The organism is Streptomyces sp. YKOK-I1, assembly GCF_054660435.1.
The window spans coordinates 8,568,235-8,583,113 of the sequence record NZ_BAAGDR010000001.1 but is presented as its reverse complement, the minus strand read 5'-3'; the positions used below and the strand labels follow the sequence as shown (position 1 = coordinate 8,583,113).

14 protein-coding genes are annotated in these 14,879 nt (G+C 72.3%); all 14 read right to left on the bottom strand.

Going from position 1 to position 14,879, the window contains the following annotated elements; genetic code table 11:
* Position 1: 1 nt before the first annotated feature.
* On the bottom strand, positions 2 to 643 hold the full coding sequence (locus ACYQ8Q_RS38235; RefSeq protein ID WP_460071274.1) for a phosphorylase family protein: 642 nt from the start codon (positions 641 to 643) through the stop codon (positions 2 to 4).
* Positions 644 to 2,677 carry a squalene--hopene cyclase gene (shc, locus tag ACYQ8Q_RS38230; protein ID WP_460071273.1) on the bottom strand — a complete coding sequence of 678 codons (2,034 nt, stop codon included), beginning with the start codon at positions 2,675 to 2,677 and terminating at the stop codon, positions 644 to 646.
* Positions 2,678 to 2,795: 118 nt separating this feature from the next.
* On the bottom strand, positions 2,796 to 3,860 hold the full coding sequence (locus ACYQ8Q_RS38225; RefSeq protein ID WP_460073656.1) for a polyprenyl synthetase family protein: 1,065 nt from the start codon (positions 3,858 to 3,860) through the stop codon (positions 2,796 to 2,798).
* A 74-nt stretch (positions 3,861 to 3,934) separates the two neighbouring features.
* Positions 3,935 to 5,335 (bottom strand): hydroxysqualene dehydroxylase HpnE, encoded by a 1,401-nt coding sequence (gene hpnE, locus ACYQ8Q_RS38220; protein WP_460071272.1) that lies wholly within the window; start codon positions 5,333 to 5,335, stop codon positions 3,935 to 3,937.
* Complete coding sequence (locus ACYQ8Q_RS38215; protein ID WP_460071271.1) at positions 5,332 to 5,502, bottom strand: DUF6380 family protein; 171 nt, start codon at positions 5,500 to 5,502, stop codon at positions 5,332 to 5,334. Before ACYQ8Q_RS38215 ends, hpnE begins: the two co-directional genes overlap by 4 nt.
* A complete protein-coding gene (gene hpnD, locus ACYQ8Q_RS38210; protein WP_460071270.1) occupies positions 5,502 to 6,452 on the bottom strand; it encodes a presqualene diphosphate synthase HpnD in 951 nt (316 codons plus the stop codon). The genes ACYQ8Q_RS38215 and hpnD overlap by 1 nt, the downstream gene beginning before the upstream one ends.
* A complete protein-coding gene (gene hpnC / locus ACYQ8Q_RS38205) occupies positions 6,449 to 7,369 on the bottom strand; it encodes a squalene synthase HpnC (protein ID WP_460071269.1) in 921 nt (306 codons plus the stop codon). The genes hpnD and hpnC overlap by 4 nt, the downstream gene beginning before the upstream one ends.
* Before the next feature lie 360 nt (positions 7,370 to 7,729).
* Positions 7,730 to 8,509 (bottom strand): ABC transporter ATP-binding protein, encoded by a 780-nt coding sequence (locus ACYQ8Q_RS38200; RefSeq protein ID WP_460071268.1) that lies wholly within the window; start codon positions 8,507 to 8,509, stop codon positions 7,730 to 7,732.
* A complete protein-coding gene (locus ACYQ8Q_RS38195; RefSeq protein WP_460071267.1) occupies positions 8,502 to 9,431 on the bottom strand; it encodes an ABC transporter permease in 930 nt (309 codons plus the stop codon). The genes ACYQ8Q_RS38200 and ACYQ8Q_RS38195 overlap by 8 nt, the downstream gene beginning before the upstream one ends.
* Before the next feature lie 98 nt (positions 9,432 to 9,529).
* Entirely contained in the window at positions 9,530 to 10,375 is an 846-nt protein-coding gene (locus tag ACYQ8Q_RS38190; protein WP_460073654.1) for a glycosyltransferase family 2 protein, read from the bottom strand.
* Positions 10,376 to 10,407: 32 nt separating this feature from the next.
* A complete protein-coding gene (locus tag ACYQ8Q_RS38185) occupies positions 10,408 to 11,187 on the bottom strand; it encodes a CDP-alcohol phosphatidyltransferase family protein (RefSeq protein WP_460071266.1) in 780 nt (259 codons plus the stop codon).
* On the bottom strand, positions 11,165 to 12,226 hold the full coding sequence (locus ACYQ8Q_RS38180; RefSeq protein WP_460071265.1) for an iron-containing alcohol dehydrogenase family protein: 1,062 nt from the start codon (positions 12,224 to 12,226) through the stop codon (positions 11,165 to 11,167). Before ACYQ8Q_RS38180 ends, ACYQ8Q_RS38185 begins: the two co-directional genes overlap by 23 nt.
* Positions 12,214 to 12,966 (bottom strand): phosphocholine cytidylyltransferase family protein, encoded by a 753-nt coding sequence (locus tag ACYQ8Q_RS38175; protein WP_358983702.1) that lies wholly within the window; start codon positions 12,964 to 12,966, stop codon positions 12,214 to 12,216. Before ACYQ8Q_RS38175 ends, ACYQ8Q_RS38180 begins: the two co-directional genes overlap by 13 nt.
* The gene (locus ACYQ8Q_RS38170) at positions 12,963 to 14,756 is read right to left on the bottom strand and encodes a DUF5941 domain-containing protein (protein ID WP_460071264.1); all 1,794 of its coding nucleotides are present in this window, start codon (positions 14,754 to 14,756) and stop codon (positions 12,963 to 12,965) included. Before ACYQ8Q_RS38170 ends, ACYQ8Q_RS38175 begins: the two co-directional genes overlap by 4 nt.
* Between the last annotated feature and the right edge of the window lie 123 nt (positions 14,757 to 14,879).

The following is a 14,879-nucleotide window of genomic DNA, read 5'->3' as shown; positions in this document are numbered from 1 at the left end:
CTCACCTCCGGGGGAGCAGCACATTACGGTGCCATTCGAAGAATGCAGGCAGGACGGAACGAAGGACACGGAAAGCCGATATTCCACCGCGCACCGTGCCGATACGGACGAGTTCATGTTCTGGAGCGTCCACGACCACCCGGACGGCCGCAACCGGGCGTCCGTCCGCGCGCACGGCGCTCAGCAGCGTGGCCGCCGACTCCATGTCGACGGCGATCGCGCCGGTCGCCAGCAGATCGGCCCGTTCATGACCGCGTACGACGTGGTCGGAGCCGGTGAGGGGGCCGGTGTGGACGGTGCGCCCGGGCAGGGTGCGCACGAGTTCCTTGACGAGCAGTTCGGTGCCCACGCACGGCACGGTGCCGCGCGGGTCGCGGGTCTCCTCGGCGACGACCAGGTCGCCGGGGTGCATCCCGGGGGCGAGCCCCGCGCAGAAGCCCGTGGCCAGCACGGCCGCCCCGCCGAGCACCGGGTCGGCGAGCACCCGGGTGACGGAGCGCTCGGCGGCCCTGGGCCCCATGCCGGTGCGCAGGACGGTGACGGGCCCGCCGGCCCCGCTGCGGTCGCCCAGGCGCAGGGCGAGGTGCTCGATGCCGAGGGCGCAGGCGATCAGCAGCGGGGCCGGGACGGGCTGGGTGTTCATTCAGCCCCCCTTGACCTCGGAGGAAGCCGGTTCGTCGATCACCTGTACGGGCTTCTTGCCGAACGGCTCCCCGTGGACGTACCGGCCGAGCGCCGTCAGCGGGAAGACCTGCCGGTAGAGGTGGTAGTTGATGGAGAAGTCCCAGGGGAAACCGGTGCCGGTGAAGTAGGGCTCGTCCCAGGAGCCGTCCTCCCGCTGGGTCCGGGCCAGCCAGGCGACGCCCCGCTCGACGGCCCGGGAGTCCCGCTCCTCCGCCGCCAGCAGGGCCATCAGCGCCCAGGCCGTCTGGGAGGCCGTCGAGGCGCCGCGCCCGCTCCAGCGGGCGGGGTCGTGGTAGGAGCGCAGGTCCTCGCCCCAGCCGCCGTCGTCGTTCTGGACCCGCTCCAGCCAGGCGACCGCCCGGCGGATCGCGGGATGGCGGGCGGACAGTCCGGCCGCGGTCAGGGCGGGCACCACCGACCCCGTGCCGTAGACGTAGTTGACGCCCCAGCGGCCGAACCACGAGCCGTCCGGCTCCTGTTCGGCCAGCAGCCAGCGGATCCCGCGCCGGGTGCGCGGGTCGTGGGAGAGGCCCTCCACGGCGAGCATCTCCACCACATGCGCGGTGACATCGGCCGACGGGGGGTCGATGACCTCCCCGAAGTCGCAGAACGGCAGCCGGTTGGGGAACGGGCTGGTGTTGTCGACGTCGAAGGCGGCCCACCCGCCGCCCCGGGACTGCATGCCGAGGTTCCAGCGCACCCCGCGCCCGATCGCCCGCTCCACCCGCTCGGGGTCGTGATGGCGCACCCGGCGCAGCGCCAGGACCACCTCGGCGGTGTCGTCGATGTCCGGGTAGTTGTCGTTGTGGAACTCGAACGCCCAGCCGCCGGGCGGGAGCTGGGGGCGGCGCTCGGACCAGTCGCCGGGCCGTACGATCTGCTCGCCGAGCATCCAGTCGGCGGCCTTGACGAGCTGGGGATGGTCGGCGGGCAGACCGGCGTCGGCGAGCGCGATGGTGGCGAGGCAGGTGTCCCACACCGGGGACTGGCAGGCCTCGATCATCCGGGCGCCGTCCTCGCGCCACACGGCGTAACGATCCAGCGACTTCAGGCCCGCGCGCATCACGGGGTGTTCGAGGTCGTAGCCGAGCAGATGCAGGGCGATCACCGAGTACACGGCCGGGGGCTGGATGCCGCCCCAGCAGCCGTCGTTCTCCTGCCGCTCGATGATCCAGCGGGCGGCGGAGTTCATGGCGGCCCCGCGCAGCCGGCGCACCGCGATGGTGCGGTAGCCGCGCACGACCTTGTCGAGCCGCTGGAAGAGTCCGTCCCAGGTGTGCACGGGCGCCAGCGGCTGCGGCGGGTTGGGGCGGTCGGGGTCGGTGTGCAGCTCGTCGAGGGGGAAGGGCGCCGGGCGCACCGGGCGCTTCGCCGAGACGACGGTGAGCGGGACGATGGTCTGCCGGGCCCAGCAGCCGAAGTGGTAGATGCTGAGCGGGAACCACTTGGGGAAGTACAGCAGCTCGGGCGGGAGTTCGGGCAGGTCCTCCCACTTCCACCAGCCGAACAGGGCCAGCCAGATCCGGGTGAAGACCCGGGCGGCGGCGATGCCTCCCTGGGCGCGGACCCACTCCGAGGCCTTCGCCATGTGCGGGGCGTCGGGGGCGTCGCCGGCCAGCCGCAGGGCGACGTACGCCTCGACGGTGGCGGAGAGTTCGGGCGGGCCGCCGTAGAAGGTGGCCCAGGTGCCGTCCTCGCGCTGCTCGCCCCGGACGAAGCGGGCGGCGGCCTGGGTGGTGGCCTCGTCGCGGATGCCCAGGAACTGACGGAGGAGGAGGTCCTCGGCGTCCATGGTGACGTTGGTCTCGAGGTCGCCCTTCCACCAGCCCTCGGGGTCCTGGCGGGCGAGCAGGAAGTCGGTGGCGCGCCGCGTGGCGCGTGCGGCGGCTTCTTGTACCCCGGCCGCCACGGGGATGGTGCTGTCGGTGTCGCTGGCCGCGGCCGCCCGGGGCGGCAGGGCCGCCCCGGCGCTTCCGTCGGTCGTCGCTGTCATGGCTTCCCCTTCGTGCAGTCGTGCGAGTCGTGCTGCTGTGGGAACGCCGTCGGCCGGTACGCATCTCGCCTCGCTGCACCGGCCGGCGACTACGCGAGGACTATTCGACCGATAGTGATCATCTCTTTCGTACGACGACGAAGTCGGCGAGCGCCGTGAACCGGTCCCGCACCTGCTCGGGCATGTCCACGGCGTTCAGGGCCTCAAGGGCGACGGTGTGCTGACGACGGGCCTCCTCGGCGGTCCAGTCCCGGCCGCCGGCCTCCTCGATGAGCGCGGCGCGGGCCGCGAACTCCTCCTCGGAGAAGGTCGCGAAGTCGCTGCTCTTGGCGTCGGCGGCGAGGATCTCGCCGAGCCGCTCGGAGGCGGGGCCGCCCGCCGCGAGCGCCGCCACGACCGGCAGGGACTTCTTGCGCTGCCTGAGGTCGCTCCAGGTCTGCTTGCCGGTGGAGACCGGGTCGCCCCAGATGCCGAGGAGGTCGTCGACGGCCTGGAAGGCCAGGCCGAGGTGGTAGCCGTACTTCTCCAGGCGGTCGGCGCTGCGCTCGTCCGCGCCGCCGAGCACGGCGCCGATGGAGCTGGCGCAGGCCAGCAGGGCGCCGGTCTTGTTGCCCTCCATCTCCAGGCACTCCTCGACGCTGACGCGGTCGCGGTGCTCGTAGGAGATGTCCTGGGCCTGGCCGTCGATCAGGGCGCGGGTGGCGGTGGTCAGCCGGCGGGTGGCGCGACCGGCCTCCGCGGTGCCGAGTTCGAGGAGGATCTCGTTGGCGAGGGCGAACAGGGCGTCGCCGACCAGGATCGCCTGGGCGGGGCCGTGCACCTTCCAGACGGTGTCGCGGTGCCGGCGCTGCTCGTCGCCGTCCATCAGGTCGTCGTGCAGCAGCGAGAAGTTGTGGACCAGCTCCACCGCGACCGCGCCGGGCACCCCGGTCTCGGGGGCGGCGCCGGTCACCTCGGCGGAGAGCACCGCGAGAGCGGGACGCACGGCCTTGCCGCCGTCGCCGTCGGTCGGCCTGCCCTGGGCGTCGATCCAGCCGAAGTGGTAGGCGGCGACCGTGTCCATGGGCGGCGCCAGCCGGTCGACGGCCGCCCGGAGCACCGGAGTGGCCAGGGTGCGGCCGCGCTCCAGGAGCGCGGTCACGTCCACCGCGGTCCTGGGAGCGGCCGGCGAGGCCGGGGGCACAGTGGGCACAGTTTCTCCTCTTGTTGCGGTACCGGAGGGGGTGCGGGGGTGTGCCGAGCCGTGCTGATCGAGCATCAGGCCGCCTCCTCGAGAGCGAAGAGCCGGTGGGGTCGGGGCCGGCCGAGGGCGCCGAGCGCGGCGTCCGCCGCGTTCACGCCGCTGCGGACCGCACTCTCCATGGTCGCGGGCCACCCTGTGGCGGTCCACGCTCCGGCCAGGTACAGGCCGGGGGCTTCGGTGCGGGCGCCGGGACGCAGCCGCCCGACGCCGGGGGCGGGAGCGAACGTCGCGTGGCGCTCCCGGGTGACGAAGAAGTCCCTGACCCCGGCGCCGCGCGCGCGGGGCAGCAGCCGTTCGAGCTCGGGGAGGTAGCGCGCGCGCAGCTCGGCGACCGGGGTGTCGATCTCGTCCTGGGCGGCGGACTGGGACAGCGCGAGGTACTGGCCCTCGCGCAGCCCGGAGGCGTCGGTGCGGTCGAACACCCACTGCACCGGTGTGCCGAGCGCGGCGAGGAAGGGGGCGTCCAGCACCGTGCGGTCGTAGACGACATGGACGTTGAGGATGGGCGCGGTGCCGATCTCCCGCAGCCGTTCGGGGGCGTCGAGCGCCCCGGCCGGCAGCAGCTCGTGGGTCTCGCCCTGCGGTACGGCGAGGACGACGGCGTCGGCGGTGAGCGTCCCGCCGGGAGTCCGGACGCTCCAGCGCCCGTCTCCGTCGGGGGAGACGGAGGTGACGCGGGTACGGACCTCGGTGCGCACGCCCGCGGAGTCGAGCGCCTCGCGGGCCAGCCGGTCGTGCAGGTCGCCCAGGGGGACGTGGGCCCAGCCGATGTCGGCGGCGCCGGGGTCGGACAGCAGACCGGTCTTGAACACCATCGCGGCGAGCGCGAGGGAGGCGTCGGACGCCACCGCGTTGAGGGTGGCGACCCCGACCAGGTCCCACAGGGCCTCGACGGCGCGGGCCGACTGGCCGTGCGCGGTCAGCCAGCTGCCGAAGTCCTGCGCGTCCAGCGCCGGGTCGGCGATGTCGAGCCCCTTGAGCGCGAGCGCGGCCCGGCCCACCCGGGCCCGTTCGGCGAGGGAGAGATGTGGATACGTGGCGAGGCTGCGCCCGAGGTGCAGGGGCACCGGCAGGGCGTCGCGCCGCAGCCTGCCGAGCCGTCGTCCCTCGGGCCGCGCGACATCGACAACGGGCACGTCGAGACGATTTTGCAGAGGTGCCAGGGCGGCGCCCCCGATGCGCTCGAGGAACCAGCGGTAGGCGGTGCAGCAGCGCAGATAGACATGCTGGCCGTTGTCGACGGTGAGGTCGCCGCGCCGGAAGGAGAAGGCCAGACCGCCGAGACGGGGGCGGCCCTCCAGCAGGGTGACACGCACGCCCGCGTCGGCGAGCGCGAGCGCGGCGGTGATGCCGGCGAGCCCGCCGCCGACGACGACCGTGTGCCGTCCGTCGGCGCCCTGCCGTCCCTCGCTCATCGTGCACCCTCCCCTGCCGCCCTGCCGTGGTAGGTGAACTGTGCACGGCGGGCGGTCGCACTCAGGGACGCCGCGCCGCAGCGGAGGGTTGCGTGCCGCTTTCCATCGGTTCCTGTGGTTTCTCCGGCGGCGGCACCCCGGCCCGTGGGGTCGCCCACGGCGCCCATCAGGCATGCCTCCTGACGGACTGCCGGGAGACGTGCCGGGCGTCCAGCCCCGACAGTCCGCGCACGGCGACATAGGCCTTCTCGCGGCCGGGCAGCGAGACCCGGCCGCGCAGCACGGCGGCGGGGTCGCGTTCGATGCGGTCGAGGAGGCGCCGGTAGATGCCCGCCATGGCGGCGACACAGGCGCCGCTGCGCCGGTCGAGCAGGGGCAGCAGCCGGTAGCCCTCGGCGAACAGGGCCCGGGCCCGGCGCACCTCGAAGTGCACGAGTCCCGCGAAGTCGGAGCCCTCCGGCGGGGTCGGCCCGTCGAACCCGGCCGAGCAGCCGAACTTGGCGAGGTCGTCGGCGGGCAGATAGGTCCGGCCGCCCGCCGCGTCCTCGCGGACGTCCCGCAGGATGTTCGTCAACTGGAGCGCGAGCCCGAGCGTGTCGGCGTACTCCGGCGCGCGCTCGGCGCCGCGCGCCCCGGGTTCCGTACCGAACACACCGAGCGAGAGGCGTCCGATGGCACCCGCCACACAGCGGCAGTACGCCTTCAGGTCGTCCCAGGTCTCGTAGGTCTCGCCACGTACGTCCATCAGGACGCCGTCGATCAGTTCGTCCAGGCCGCCGAGCGGGACCGGGAAGACGCGCGCGGTGTGGGCGAGGGCGACCGCGACGGGGTCGGTGTCGTCCTCGTCGACCTCGCCGTCGCGGACCCGGGCGAGCAGGGCCCGGGTGTCCTCGAGGCGGGACGCCTTGACCTTGTCCGCCAGGGCGCCGTCGCCGATGTCGTCGACGCGGCGCGAGAAGGCGTACAGCGCCGACATCGCGCGGCGTTTCGGTGTGGGCAGCAGCCGGATCCCGTAGGCGAAGTTACGGGCCTGCTGTCCGGTGACGGCCTCGCAGTAGCTGTAGGCGGCGAGTACCGGTGCGGACACGTGCGGTGACGACTCCACGGTCCGGATCACCCCTCTCCTCGCAGGGTCACGCCCACCTCGCGCAGCAACCGGAGCTTGCCGGGCTTGGGCGGGCCGGGAAGTACGTCGTATTCGGCGGCGGCGATCGCGTGGACCGCCGCCCTTCCCCCCGCCACGAACCCCGCGAGCAGCAGCCTCAGCCTGCCGTGGACGCTACCCACGAGGGGGGCTCCTTCATTCAGCAGATCGCGGGCGCGTTGCGCCTCGAACGCGACCAGGGCGCGCACCGAGGCGCCCGCCGAGGGCGCGGCGAGATCCGCCTCGCGCACATGAAAGCGCTTCATGTCGGAGGCGGGCAGGTAGACACGGTCGCGGCCGAGGTCCTCTGCCACGTCCTGGAGGTGTTCGACGATCTGCAGTGCGGTGCAGATCGCGTCGGAGCGGCGGATCCGCGCGGGGGTCGAGGTGCCGGTGACGGCGAGCACGAGACGGCCGACGGGGTTGGCGGACAGCTCGCAGTAGGCGAGCAGGTCGTCGTAGGTCTCGTAGCGCTTGACGAGCTGGTCCTGGCGGTTGGCGGCGATCAGGGCGAGGAACGGCTCGGGGGCAAGGGAATGCCGGCGGACCGTGGGCAGCAGACCGCGCAGCAGGGGGTGGCGGGGTTCCCCGTGGGATCCGGGGGACCTGTCGAAGACGCGGTGCAGATCGGTCTCGAAGGCGTCGAGGAGGAGCATGCGGTCCTCGGCGTCGGTGGCCGAAACGCCGAGGAGGGCGGCGTCGGCGCCGCCGGGGGCGAGGTCGCCGTCACCGATGTCGTCGACGAGGCGGGCGAAGCCGTAGACGGCCAAGAGGTCCTCGCGCCAGGCGCGGGGCAGGAAGAACGGGGCGACCGGGAAGTTCTCGTCGGCGGCCTTGTCGAGGGTGCCGCGCGGGGAGCCGCCGGTGCGGGGCACGGCCGGCGCCGTCATCGTTCGCTACCCGCGGCAGGGACGGCACGTACTGCGTTGAGCTGGGGAGTTTCCGTAGCCATTGCCGTCACATCTCCCGTTCTACACCGCCGACCCAAGACACACTATTTCGGACACGCCGCCCGGCTGTCCGCACGGCAGCCTCGACCGAGGGTGTCGCGCATTATCGCCCCACTTGACGCGTTTCGGGACCTGTCACAGCTTACGTTGTACAACGCAGCGAGGTTCGCGCGGGTGTCCCGCAGATCACAACAACACACCGATTGGCGTCAAGATTCCTACGCGGACCCGGAGTTGACGCTTCCTTTGCAGACGCGGGGCCCCACCGGACAGTTCCGGCGGGGCCCCGGCCTCTTCGCGCTACTTGCCCGTGAACTTCTCGTACTCCTTGAGGACCTCTTCGGTCGGTCCGTCCAGGCGGAGTTCACCGCGTTCCAGCCACAGGACGCGGTCGCAGGTGTCGCGGATCGACTTGTTGCTGTGGCTGACCAGGAACACCGTGCCGGCGTGCTTGCGCAGCTCGCGGATGCGTTGCTCGGAGCGCTTCTGGAACCTGCGGTCGCCGGTGGCCAGGGCCTCGTCGATCATCAGGACGTCGTGGTCCTTGGCGGCGGCGATGGAGAAGCGCAGCCGGGCCGCCATGCCGGAGGAGTAGGTGCGCATCGGCAGGGTGATGAAGTCGCCCTTCTCGTTGATGCCGGAGAAGTCGACGATCTCCTGGTAGCGCTCCTTGATCTGCTCGCGGGACATGCCCATGGCGAGGCCGCCGAGGATGACGTTGCGCTCACCGGTGAGGTCGTTCATCAGGGCCGCGTTGACGCCGAGCAGCGAGGGCTGGCCGTCGGTGTAGACCTTGCCGCTCTCCGGCGGCAGCAGACCGGCGATGGCGCGCAGCAGGGTGGACTTGCCGGAGCCGTTGGAGCCGATCAGGCCGATGGCCTCGCCGCGGTAGGCGGTGAAGGAGACACCCCGTACGGCGTGCACCTTGCGCACCCCGCGTTCCTCACCGCGCTTGACGATCCGGCTGAGGGCGGCGGTGGCGCTGCCCTTGCCCGTCTTCGCGCCGTTGACGCGGTAGACGATGTGCACGTCGTCGGCGATGACGGTGGGGATGTGCGTCCCGGGTACCAGGTCAGCCACGGCCGTACCTCTCCTCGGCCTTCCAGAAGTACAGGAAGCCGCCGACCGCGAGCAGCAGGGCCCAGCCGCCGGCGACGGCCCAGACGTGGTCGGGGAGGTTCTCGGCGCCGTACTCCTCGATGAGCGCGAAGCGCATGAGGTCCATGTAGATGGCGGCCGGGTTCCACTGCAGGACGTTGGCGACCCACTGCGGCTTGTCGGCGAGGAAGACGGGGATGGAGAACATCACGCCGGAGGCGTACATCCAGGTCCGCATCACGAACGGCATGAGCTGGGCGAGGTCGGGGGTCTTCGCGCCGGCCCGGGCGAACACCAGCGCCAGTCCGGTGTTGAAGGCGAACTGCAGGATCAGCACCGGCACGATCAGCGCCCAGGAGGCGTCCGGGTAGCTGCCGAAGCCGATCACGACGACGAACATCACCAGCATCGAGTACAGCAGCTGCTGGAGCTGCTGCAGCGCGAAGGAGATCGGCAGGGAGGCGCGCGGGAAGTGCAGGGCGCGCACCAGGCCGAGGTTGCCGGAGATCGCCCGGACGCCGCTCATCACGGAGCTCTGCGTGAACGTGAACACGAAGACGCCCGTGACCAGGAACGGGATGTACACGTCCTTGGACATGCCCCGGCTGGCGTTGAGCAGCACGCCGAAGATCATGAAGTACACGAACGCGTTCAGCAGCGGAGTCGCCACCTGCCACAGCTGGCCGAGCTTGGCCTGGCTGTACTGCGCGGTCAGCTTCGCCCGGGAGAACGCCAGGATGAAGTGCCGGCGTCCCCAGAGCTGGCGGACGTACTCCCGCACCGGGGGCCGGGCGCCGCTCACGGCCAACCCGTACTTCGCGGCCAGCTGGGCGGCCGTCAGGCCCTCGTCGGGCGACGGAGGCGCGCTCACCGCGACTCCGCCGTCATGCGTTGTCTCACTCACAAGTAGGAAACTTTCGTCTTCGCGATGCACGGCCTTGACCGGGCCGGCATGAGCCGGGGGGCTCGCGGTGCGGCCGGGAGCCCTCTGGGACGAGCTTGTCAGATGACCGGGGGGCGGCCCAGTCTGGTCAGCCGCCACACCGTACGCCACTTCATGGGCCTGCGCGGCCCGCACGGTGTGGTCCAGCCTTCCCGGAAGCCGCCGAACCACGCCTTCAGCGCGGACCGCGAGGGCCGCCGGGCCAGGGTGAGCAGCAGCCACACCCCGAGATAGACCGGTACGAGCACGGCGGGCAGGTTGCGCCGGGCCAGCCAGACCCGGTTGCGCGCCACCATGCGGTGGTAGACCGCGTGCCGCGAGGGCGCGGTCGTGGGGTGGTACAGCACCATGTCGGACCGGTAGTCGATCATCCAGCCCGCGTCGAGGGCCCGCCAGGCGAGGTCGGTCTCCTCATGGGCGTAGAAGAACTCGTCCGGCAGTCCACCCACGTCTGCGAAGACCTTCGTACGGACGGCGTTGGCGCCGCCGAGGAAGGTGGTGACCCGGGAGGAGCGCATCGGGTCGGAGGCCCGCAGCCGCGGGACGTGCCGGCGCTGGGTGACGCCGGTGTCCGGGTCGGCGATGCGGAAGCTGACGATGCCGAGCCCCGCGTCGGCGGTGAAGGCCCGCCGGCACAGCTCGGCGGTGTCCTTCTGGGCCAGCAGGCCGTCGTCGTCCAGGAAGAGCAGGACGTCGGCGTCCCGCCCGGCCGGGCCGAAGGCCTCGATGCCGACGTTGCGGCCGCCGGGGATGCCCAGGTTCTCGGGCAGCTCGATCGTGCGCACGCCCTCGGGGACGTCCGGGACGGGCGAGCCGTTGCCGACCACGACGACCTGGACCGGGTCGCCGTCCTGCCCCGCGACCGAGTCGATCAGGGCCCTCAGCTCGTCGGGGCGGTTGCCCATGGTGATGATCACCGCCCCGACCTTCAGGGCGCTCACTTGAGCCTGCTCGACGCGAGGATCGAGACCAGGTGCAGCAGGGTCTGGAGCAGGGCGATACCGGCGAGGACGGCGACCCCGAGGCGGGTGAAGAAGAGGTCGCCGCGGATCTGGTCGGCTATCGCCAGGGCCAGGATCAGCAGGGACGCCTCGATGCCGAGGATCAGCCGGTGGAACTTCAGCGCGGCGGCGGCCCGGCGGGCCAGCGCCATGCCGGAGGAGCGCATCTCGGCGGCGGCCTCCTTGACCGGCGGCTTCCCGGCCTGGTGGCGGGCGACGCCGACCAGGTCGGTCTCGGCCTTGATCAGGATCGCGCCGAGCGCGGCCAGGGTGCCGAGGAAGGCCCACAGCCAGTCGATGCGGCCGCTCCCCCACAGGTCGGCGGCGCGCAGCCCGAAGCCGACGAGCACGGCGGCGTCGGTGAGGTACGCGCCGACGCGGTCGAGGTAGACCCCGTTCAGCGAGTACATCTTCTTCCAGCGCGCGATCTCGCCGTCCACGCAGTCCAGCAGCAGGTACAGCTGGACGCAGAGCACGCCGAGCACGGCGCCCGGGATCCCCGGCACGAGCAGTGCCGGGGCCGCGAGCACGCCGAAGACGGTCATCAGGTACGTGAGCTGGTTGGGCGTGACCCTGGTGTTCACCAGGTAGCGGTCCACCCGCAGGGACACCTCACGCATGTAGAGGCGTCCCATCCAGTGCTCACCGCTGCGCCGGTCCTTCACCCCCGGAGGGTGGACGACCGGTCTGAGTTCAGCTACCGATGGCCTTGACATAGTCGGCGTAGATGTCCTTGATCTGGTCGGTCTTGAGGTCGAGGTGTTCGAGGATCGTGTAGCGGCCGGGCCGGGTCTCGGGGGCGAACTCCACGGCGCGGACGAACTCGTCCACGGTGAAGCCGATCTCCTCCGGGAGCACCGGCAGTCCGTGCCGTCGCAGCACCTGTGCGGTGCAGGCCGACTCCTCGTGGGCCCCGCGCAGGTACATGGCGAAGGCGGCGCCGAGGCCGCACTGCTCGCCGTGGCTGGCGGCGCGCCTGGGGTAGAGCAGGTCGAAGGCGTGGTTGATCTCGTGGCAGGAGCCCGAGGCGGGCCGTGAGTCGCCCGAGATCGACATCGCGACGCCGGTCAGGACCAGCGCCTCCGCGAGCACCTGGAGGAAGGCGTCGTCCCCGATGCCGCCCGGGTGCCGCAGCACCGCCTCACCGGCCTGGCGGGCCATCGCCGAGGCGAGCCCGTCGATCTTCTCGCCGGTGACGCGGTTGGAGAGCTCCCAGTCCGCGATCGAGTTGATGTTGGAGATCGCGTCGCCGATGCCGGCCCGGACGAAGCGCGCCGGGGCCTCGCGGATGACGTCGAGGTCGATCACGACGGCGATCGGGTTGGGCACGCCGTAGGAGCCGCGGCCGGCGTCGTTGTCGAGGGTGGCGACCGGGGAGCACAGCCCGTCGTGCGCGAGGTTCGTGGGGACGGCGACCAGGGGGAGGCCGACCCGTGCCGCGGCGAACTTGGCGCAGTCGATGATCTTGCCGCCGCCCAGGCCCACGACGGCGTCGTAGTGGCCGGCCTTTATGTCGCCGGCCAGCCGGACGGCGTCATCGAGGGTGCCGCCGCCGACCTCGTACCAGGTGGCGCCGGGCAGCAGGGGCGTGAGCCGCTCGCGCAGCCGGGCGCCCGAGCCGCCGCTGACGGCGACGGCGAGCCTGCCGGAGTGCGAGATGCGCTCGTCGGCGAGGACGCATCCCAGGTCGTCGAGGGCACCCGGACGGATGTCGACGACGAGCGGCGAGGGGATGAGCCGGGTCAGTACTGGCACGCGATCTCCCGTCCTCGGGCGAGGTCGTCGTGGTTGTCGATCTCGACCCAGTCGACGGCGCCGATCGGTGCGACGTCGATCCGGAAGCCACGGTTCACCAGCTCCTGGTAGCCGTGCTCGTAGAACTGCTGCGGGTCGGTCTCCCACACGGTCTTCAGCGCGTCGGCCAGCTCGGGGGCGGCATCGCCCTCGATGAGCGTGACACCGATGTACTCGCCGGTGGCCTCGGCCGGGTCCATCAGCTTGGTGATCTTCGTCATGCCCCGCTCGGGGTCGACGACGACCTTCATCTCCTCGTCGGCGAGGGACTTCACGGTGTCCAGGGCGAGGATGATCCGCCGGCCCTCGCCGCGCGCCGCGAGCAGCGTCTTCTCGACGGAGACCGGGTGCACGGTGTCGCCGTTGGCGAGGATCACGCCGTCCTTGAGGGCGTCACGGCCGCACCACAGGGAGTAGGCGTTGTTCCACTCCTCGGCCTTGTCGTTGTCGATGAGGGTGAGCTTGAGGCCGTACTTCGCCTCGAGGGCCTCCTTGCGCGCGTACACGGCCTCCTTGCGGTAGCCGACGATGACCGCGACCTCGGTCAGCCCGATCTCGGCGAAGTTGCCGAGGGTCAGGTCCAGAACCGTGGGCTCGCCCTCTATGCCCGCGGGCCCCACCGGCACCAGCGCCTTGGGCAGGCTGTCGGTGTAGGGGCGCAGACGCCGGCCGGCGCCGGCCGCCAGCACGAGGCCGATCATGCGGGTTCTCCTTCGTCGTGTACGGCGGGGGCCCCTGCGGACACCCAGAAGCGGATGCTCTCGACGAGCACCACGAGGGCGACGGCCACGGCCAGGACCGTGAGCGCGACCTCGAACTGCGGGGCGGTGAGCAGGGCGGCCCCGGCCGCGACGAGCAGCGTCCGCCCCTCCTGCCCCCCTACGGCGCGCACCAGCCAGGCCGGCGGCGCTCCGGCGTTGCCGCGGATGCGGTACACCGTGTCGTAGTGATGGTAGGCGACGGCGGCCACCAGCCCGAAAGCCGCAGGAAGGGCTCCGTTCACCTCGGACTTCGCCGCGAGGATCAGCACGGTCAGGTATTCGCCGGCCCGGAAGAGCGGGGGGACCAGCCAGTCGAGGGCGCCCTTGAGGGGGCGCGAGACGGCTTCGGCCGACAGCAGCACGTAGGCACCGGCCATCAGGACGGTCCACCAGCCCGGTCCCCACAGCCAGGAACCCGCCACGACCAGGACGACTCCCCCGGCGGCGCTGAGCGGCGCCAGGTGGCCGCCCGTCCCGCGCAGGACCCGGGCCAGGCCCTGGGCGAGGGGGCCGCTGTCGGTCAGGTCCGCGAGCGCCTGCGCGGCCCGGTCGGTGCGCCTGGCCTTGCGGGTCACCGAGCGCAGCACCCGCCCGGCCGTGGTGTACGTCGCCGCGAAGGCGCAGCCCGCGATCAGCGCGTAGAAGGTGACGCGGGGGGTCGTGGCGGCCGTCAGGACGGCGATCATGGCCCATCGTTCACCGATGGGCAGGACTATCATCCGCCGCACCCAGACCGTCCAGCCGACGCTGTCGAGCTTGTCGGAGAGGGCGGCGGTGGGGCTGGTGTTGGCGGTGGCGTCGTGGTTGGCCTCGTTGAAGGAGAAGTCGACGACGTGCCGGCAGGTCTGGAGGATCATCGCGCCGAGCGCGAGGGCCCATACGTCGTCGCCGCCCTTCGCCGCTCCCAGCGCGAGGCCGGCGTAGTAGGCGTACTCCTTGATCCGGTCGAAGGTGGCGTCGAGCCAGGCGCCGAGCGTGGAGTACTGCAGGGAGTAGCGGGCGAGCTGGCCGTCGGTGCAGTCCAGCACGAAGGACGCGATGAGCAGGACCCCGGCCGCGACGAAGCCGCCGCGGGTGCCGGTGGCCGCGCACCCGGCCGCGATCAGCGCGGTGATCAGGGAGGCGGTGGTGACCTGGTTGGGGGTCAGGCCCCGGCGGGCGCACCAGCGGGCGACGTAGCGGGAGTACGGGCTGATGCAGTACGTGGTGAAGAAGCCGTCGCGGGCCTTCACGGCCGACTTCAGGCGTACGGCCTCGTCGTCGACGGAGGCGACGGCCTGCCGTGCCTCGTTGCGGGCCTGGGGGTCGGCGGGGACCTCGGCGACCAGGCTGCCGAGCTCGGGGCGGTGGACGCCCTCGCCGTCGGCGTCGAGGCCGGTGACGACCCGGTCGGCGAGGCTGTCCACGGCGAGTGCGGTGCCGCCGCTCGTGGCGTTCTCGCGGGCCAGCGCGCGGGTGAGGGCCGGGCGGGCGGCGGGCTGCGCGGTGAGCGCGCCGGGGATCGCGGCGAGCGGGAAGCGCGGGTCGGTGAGGCCGAGGCGCAGGGCGTGCAGATGACCGACGAAGCGGGCGTCGACGACGGCGACCCGGTCCTGGGCCGGCACCTCGGCGAGCAGCGCCGCGGTGTCGGCGCTGCCGGCGGCCGGCCGGACGTCGAAGCCGAGGGAGCGCAGATCGCTCTCGAGCGACGATCCGGGGACCGGCTGACCGGTGAGGATGGCGGTCGGCAACCGAACTCACTCCCTGGGTCCCGACGCGTCCGCGCCGGTCGTGTACACGATGGGGGCGCCCTGGGCCTGCCCCGGTCGGGGCCGGGCGGGCGGCATGTCGGCAGAGGCTATCGGATGCCGGGA

Excerpts from the sequence above, each read along its gene's own strand:
- ACYQ8Q_RS38235 (WP_460071274.1), bottom strand. The coding sequence starts at position 643 with ATGAACACCCAGCCCGTCCCGGCCCCGCTGCTGATCGCCTGCGCCCTC.
- shc (WP_460071273.1), bottom strand. The coding sequence starts at position 2,677 with ATGACAGCGACGACCGACGGAAGCGCCGGGGCGGCCCTGCCGCCCCGG.
- hpnE (WP_460071272.1), bottom strand. The coding sequence starts at position 5,335 with ATGAGCGAGGGACGGCAGGGCGCCGACGGACGGCACACGGTCGTCGTC.
- ACYQ8Q_RS38215 (WP_460071271.1), bottom strand. The coding sequence starts at position 5,502 with ATGGGCGCCGTGGGCGACCCCACGGGCCGGGGTGCCGCCGCCGGAGAA.
- hpnC (WP_460071269.1), bottom strand. The coding sequence starts at position 7,369 with ATGACGGCGCCGGCCGTGCCCCGCACCGGCGGCTCCCCGCGCGGCACC.
- ACYQ8Q_RS38190 (WP_460073654.1), bottom strand. The coding sequence starts at position 10,375 with ATGGGCAACCGCCCCGACGAGCTGAGGGCCCTGATCGACTCGGTCGCG.
- ACYQ8Q_RS38185 (WP_460071266.1), bottom strand. The coding sequence starts at position 11,187 with ATGTCAAGGCCATCGGTAGCTGAACTCAGACCGGTCGTCCACCCTCCG.
- ACYQ8Q_RS38175 (WP_358983702.1), bottom strand. The coding sequence starts at position 12,966 with ATGATCGGCCTCGTGCTGGCGGCCGGCGCCGGCCGGCGTCTGCGCCCC.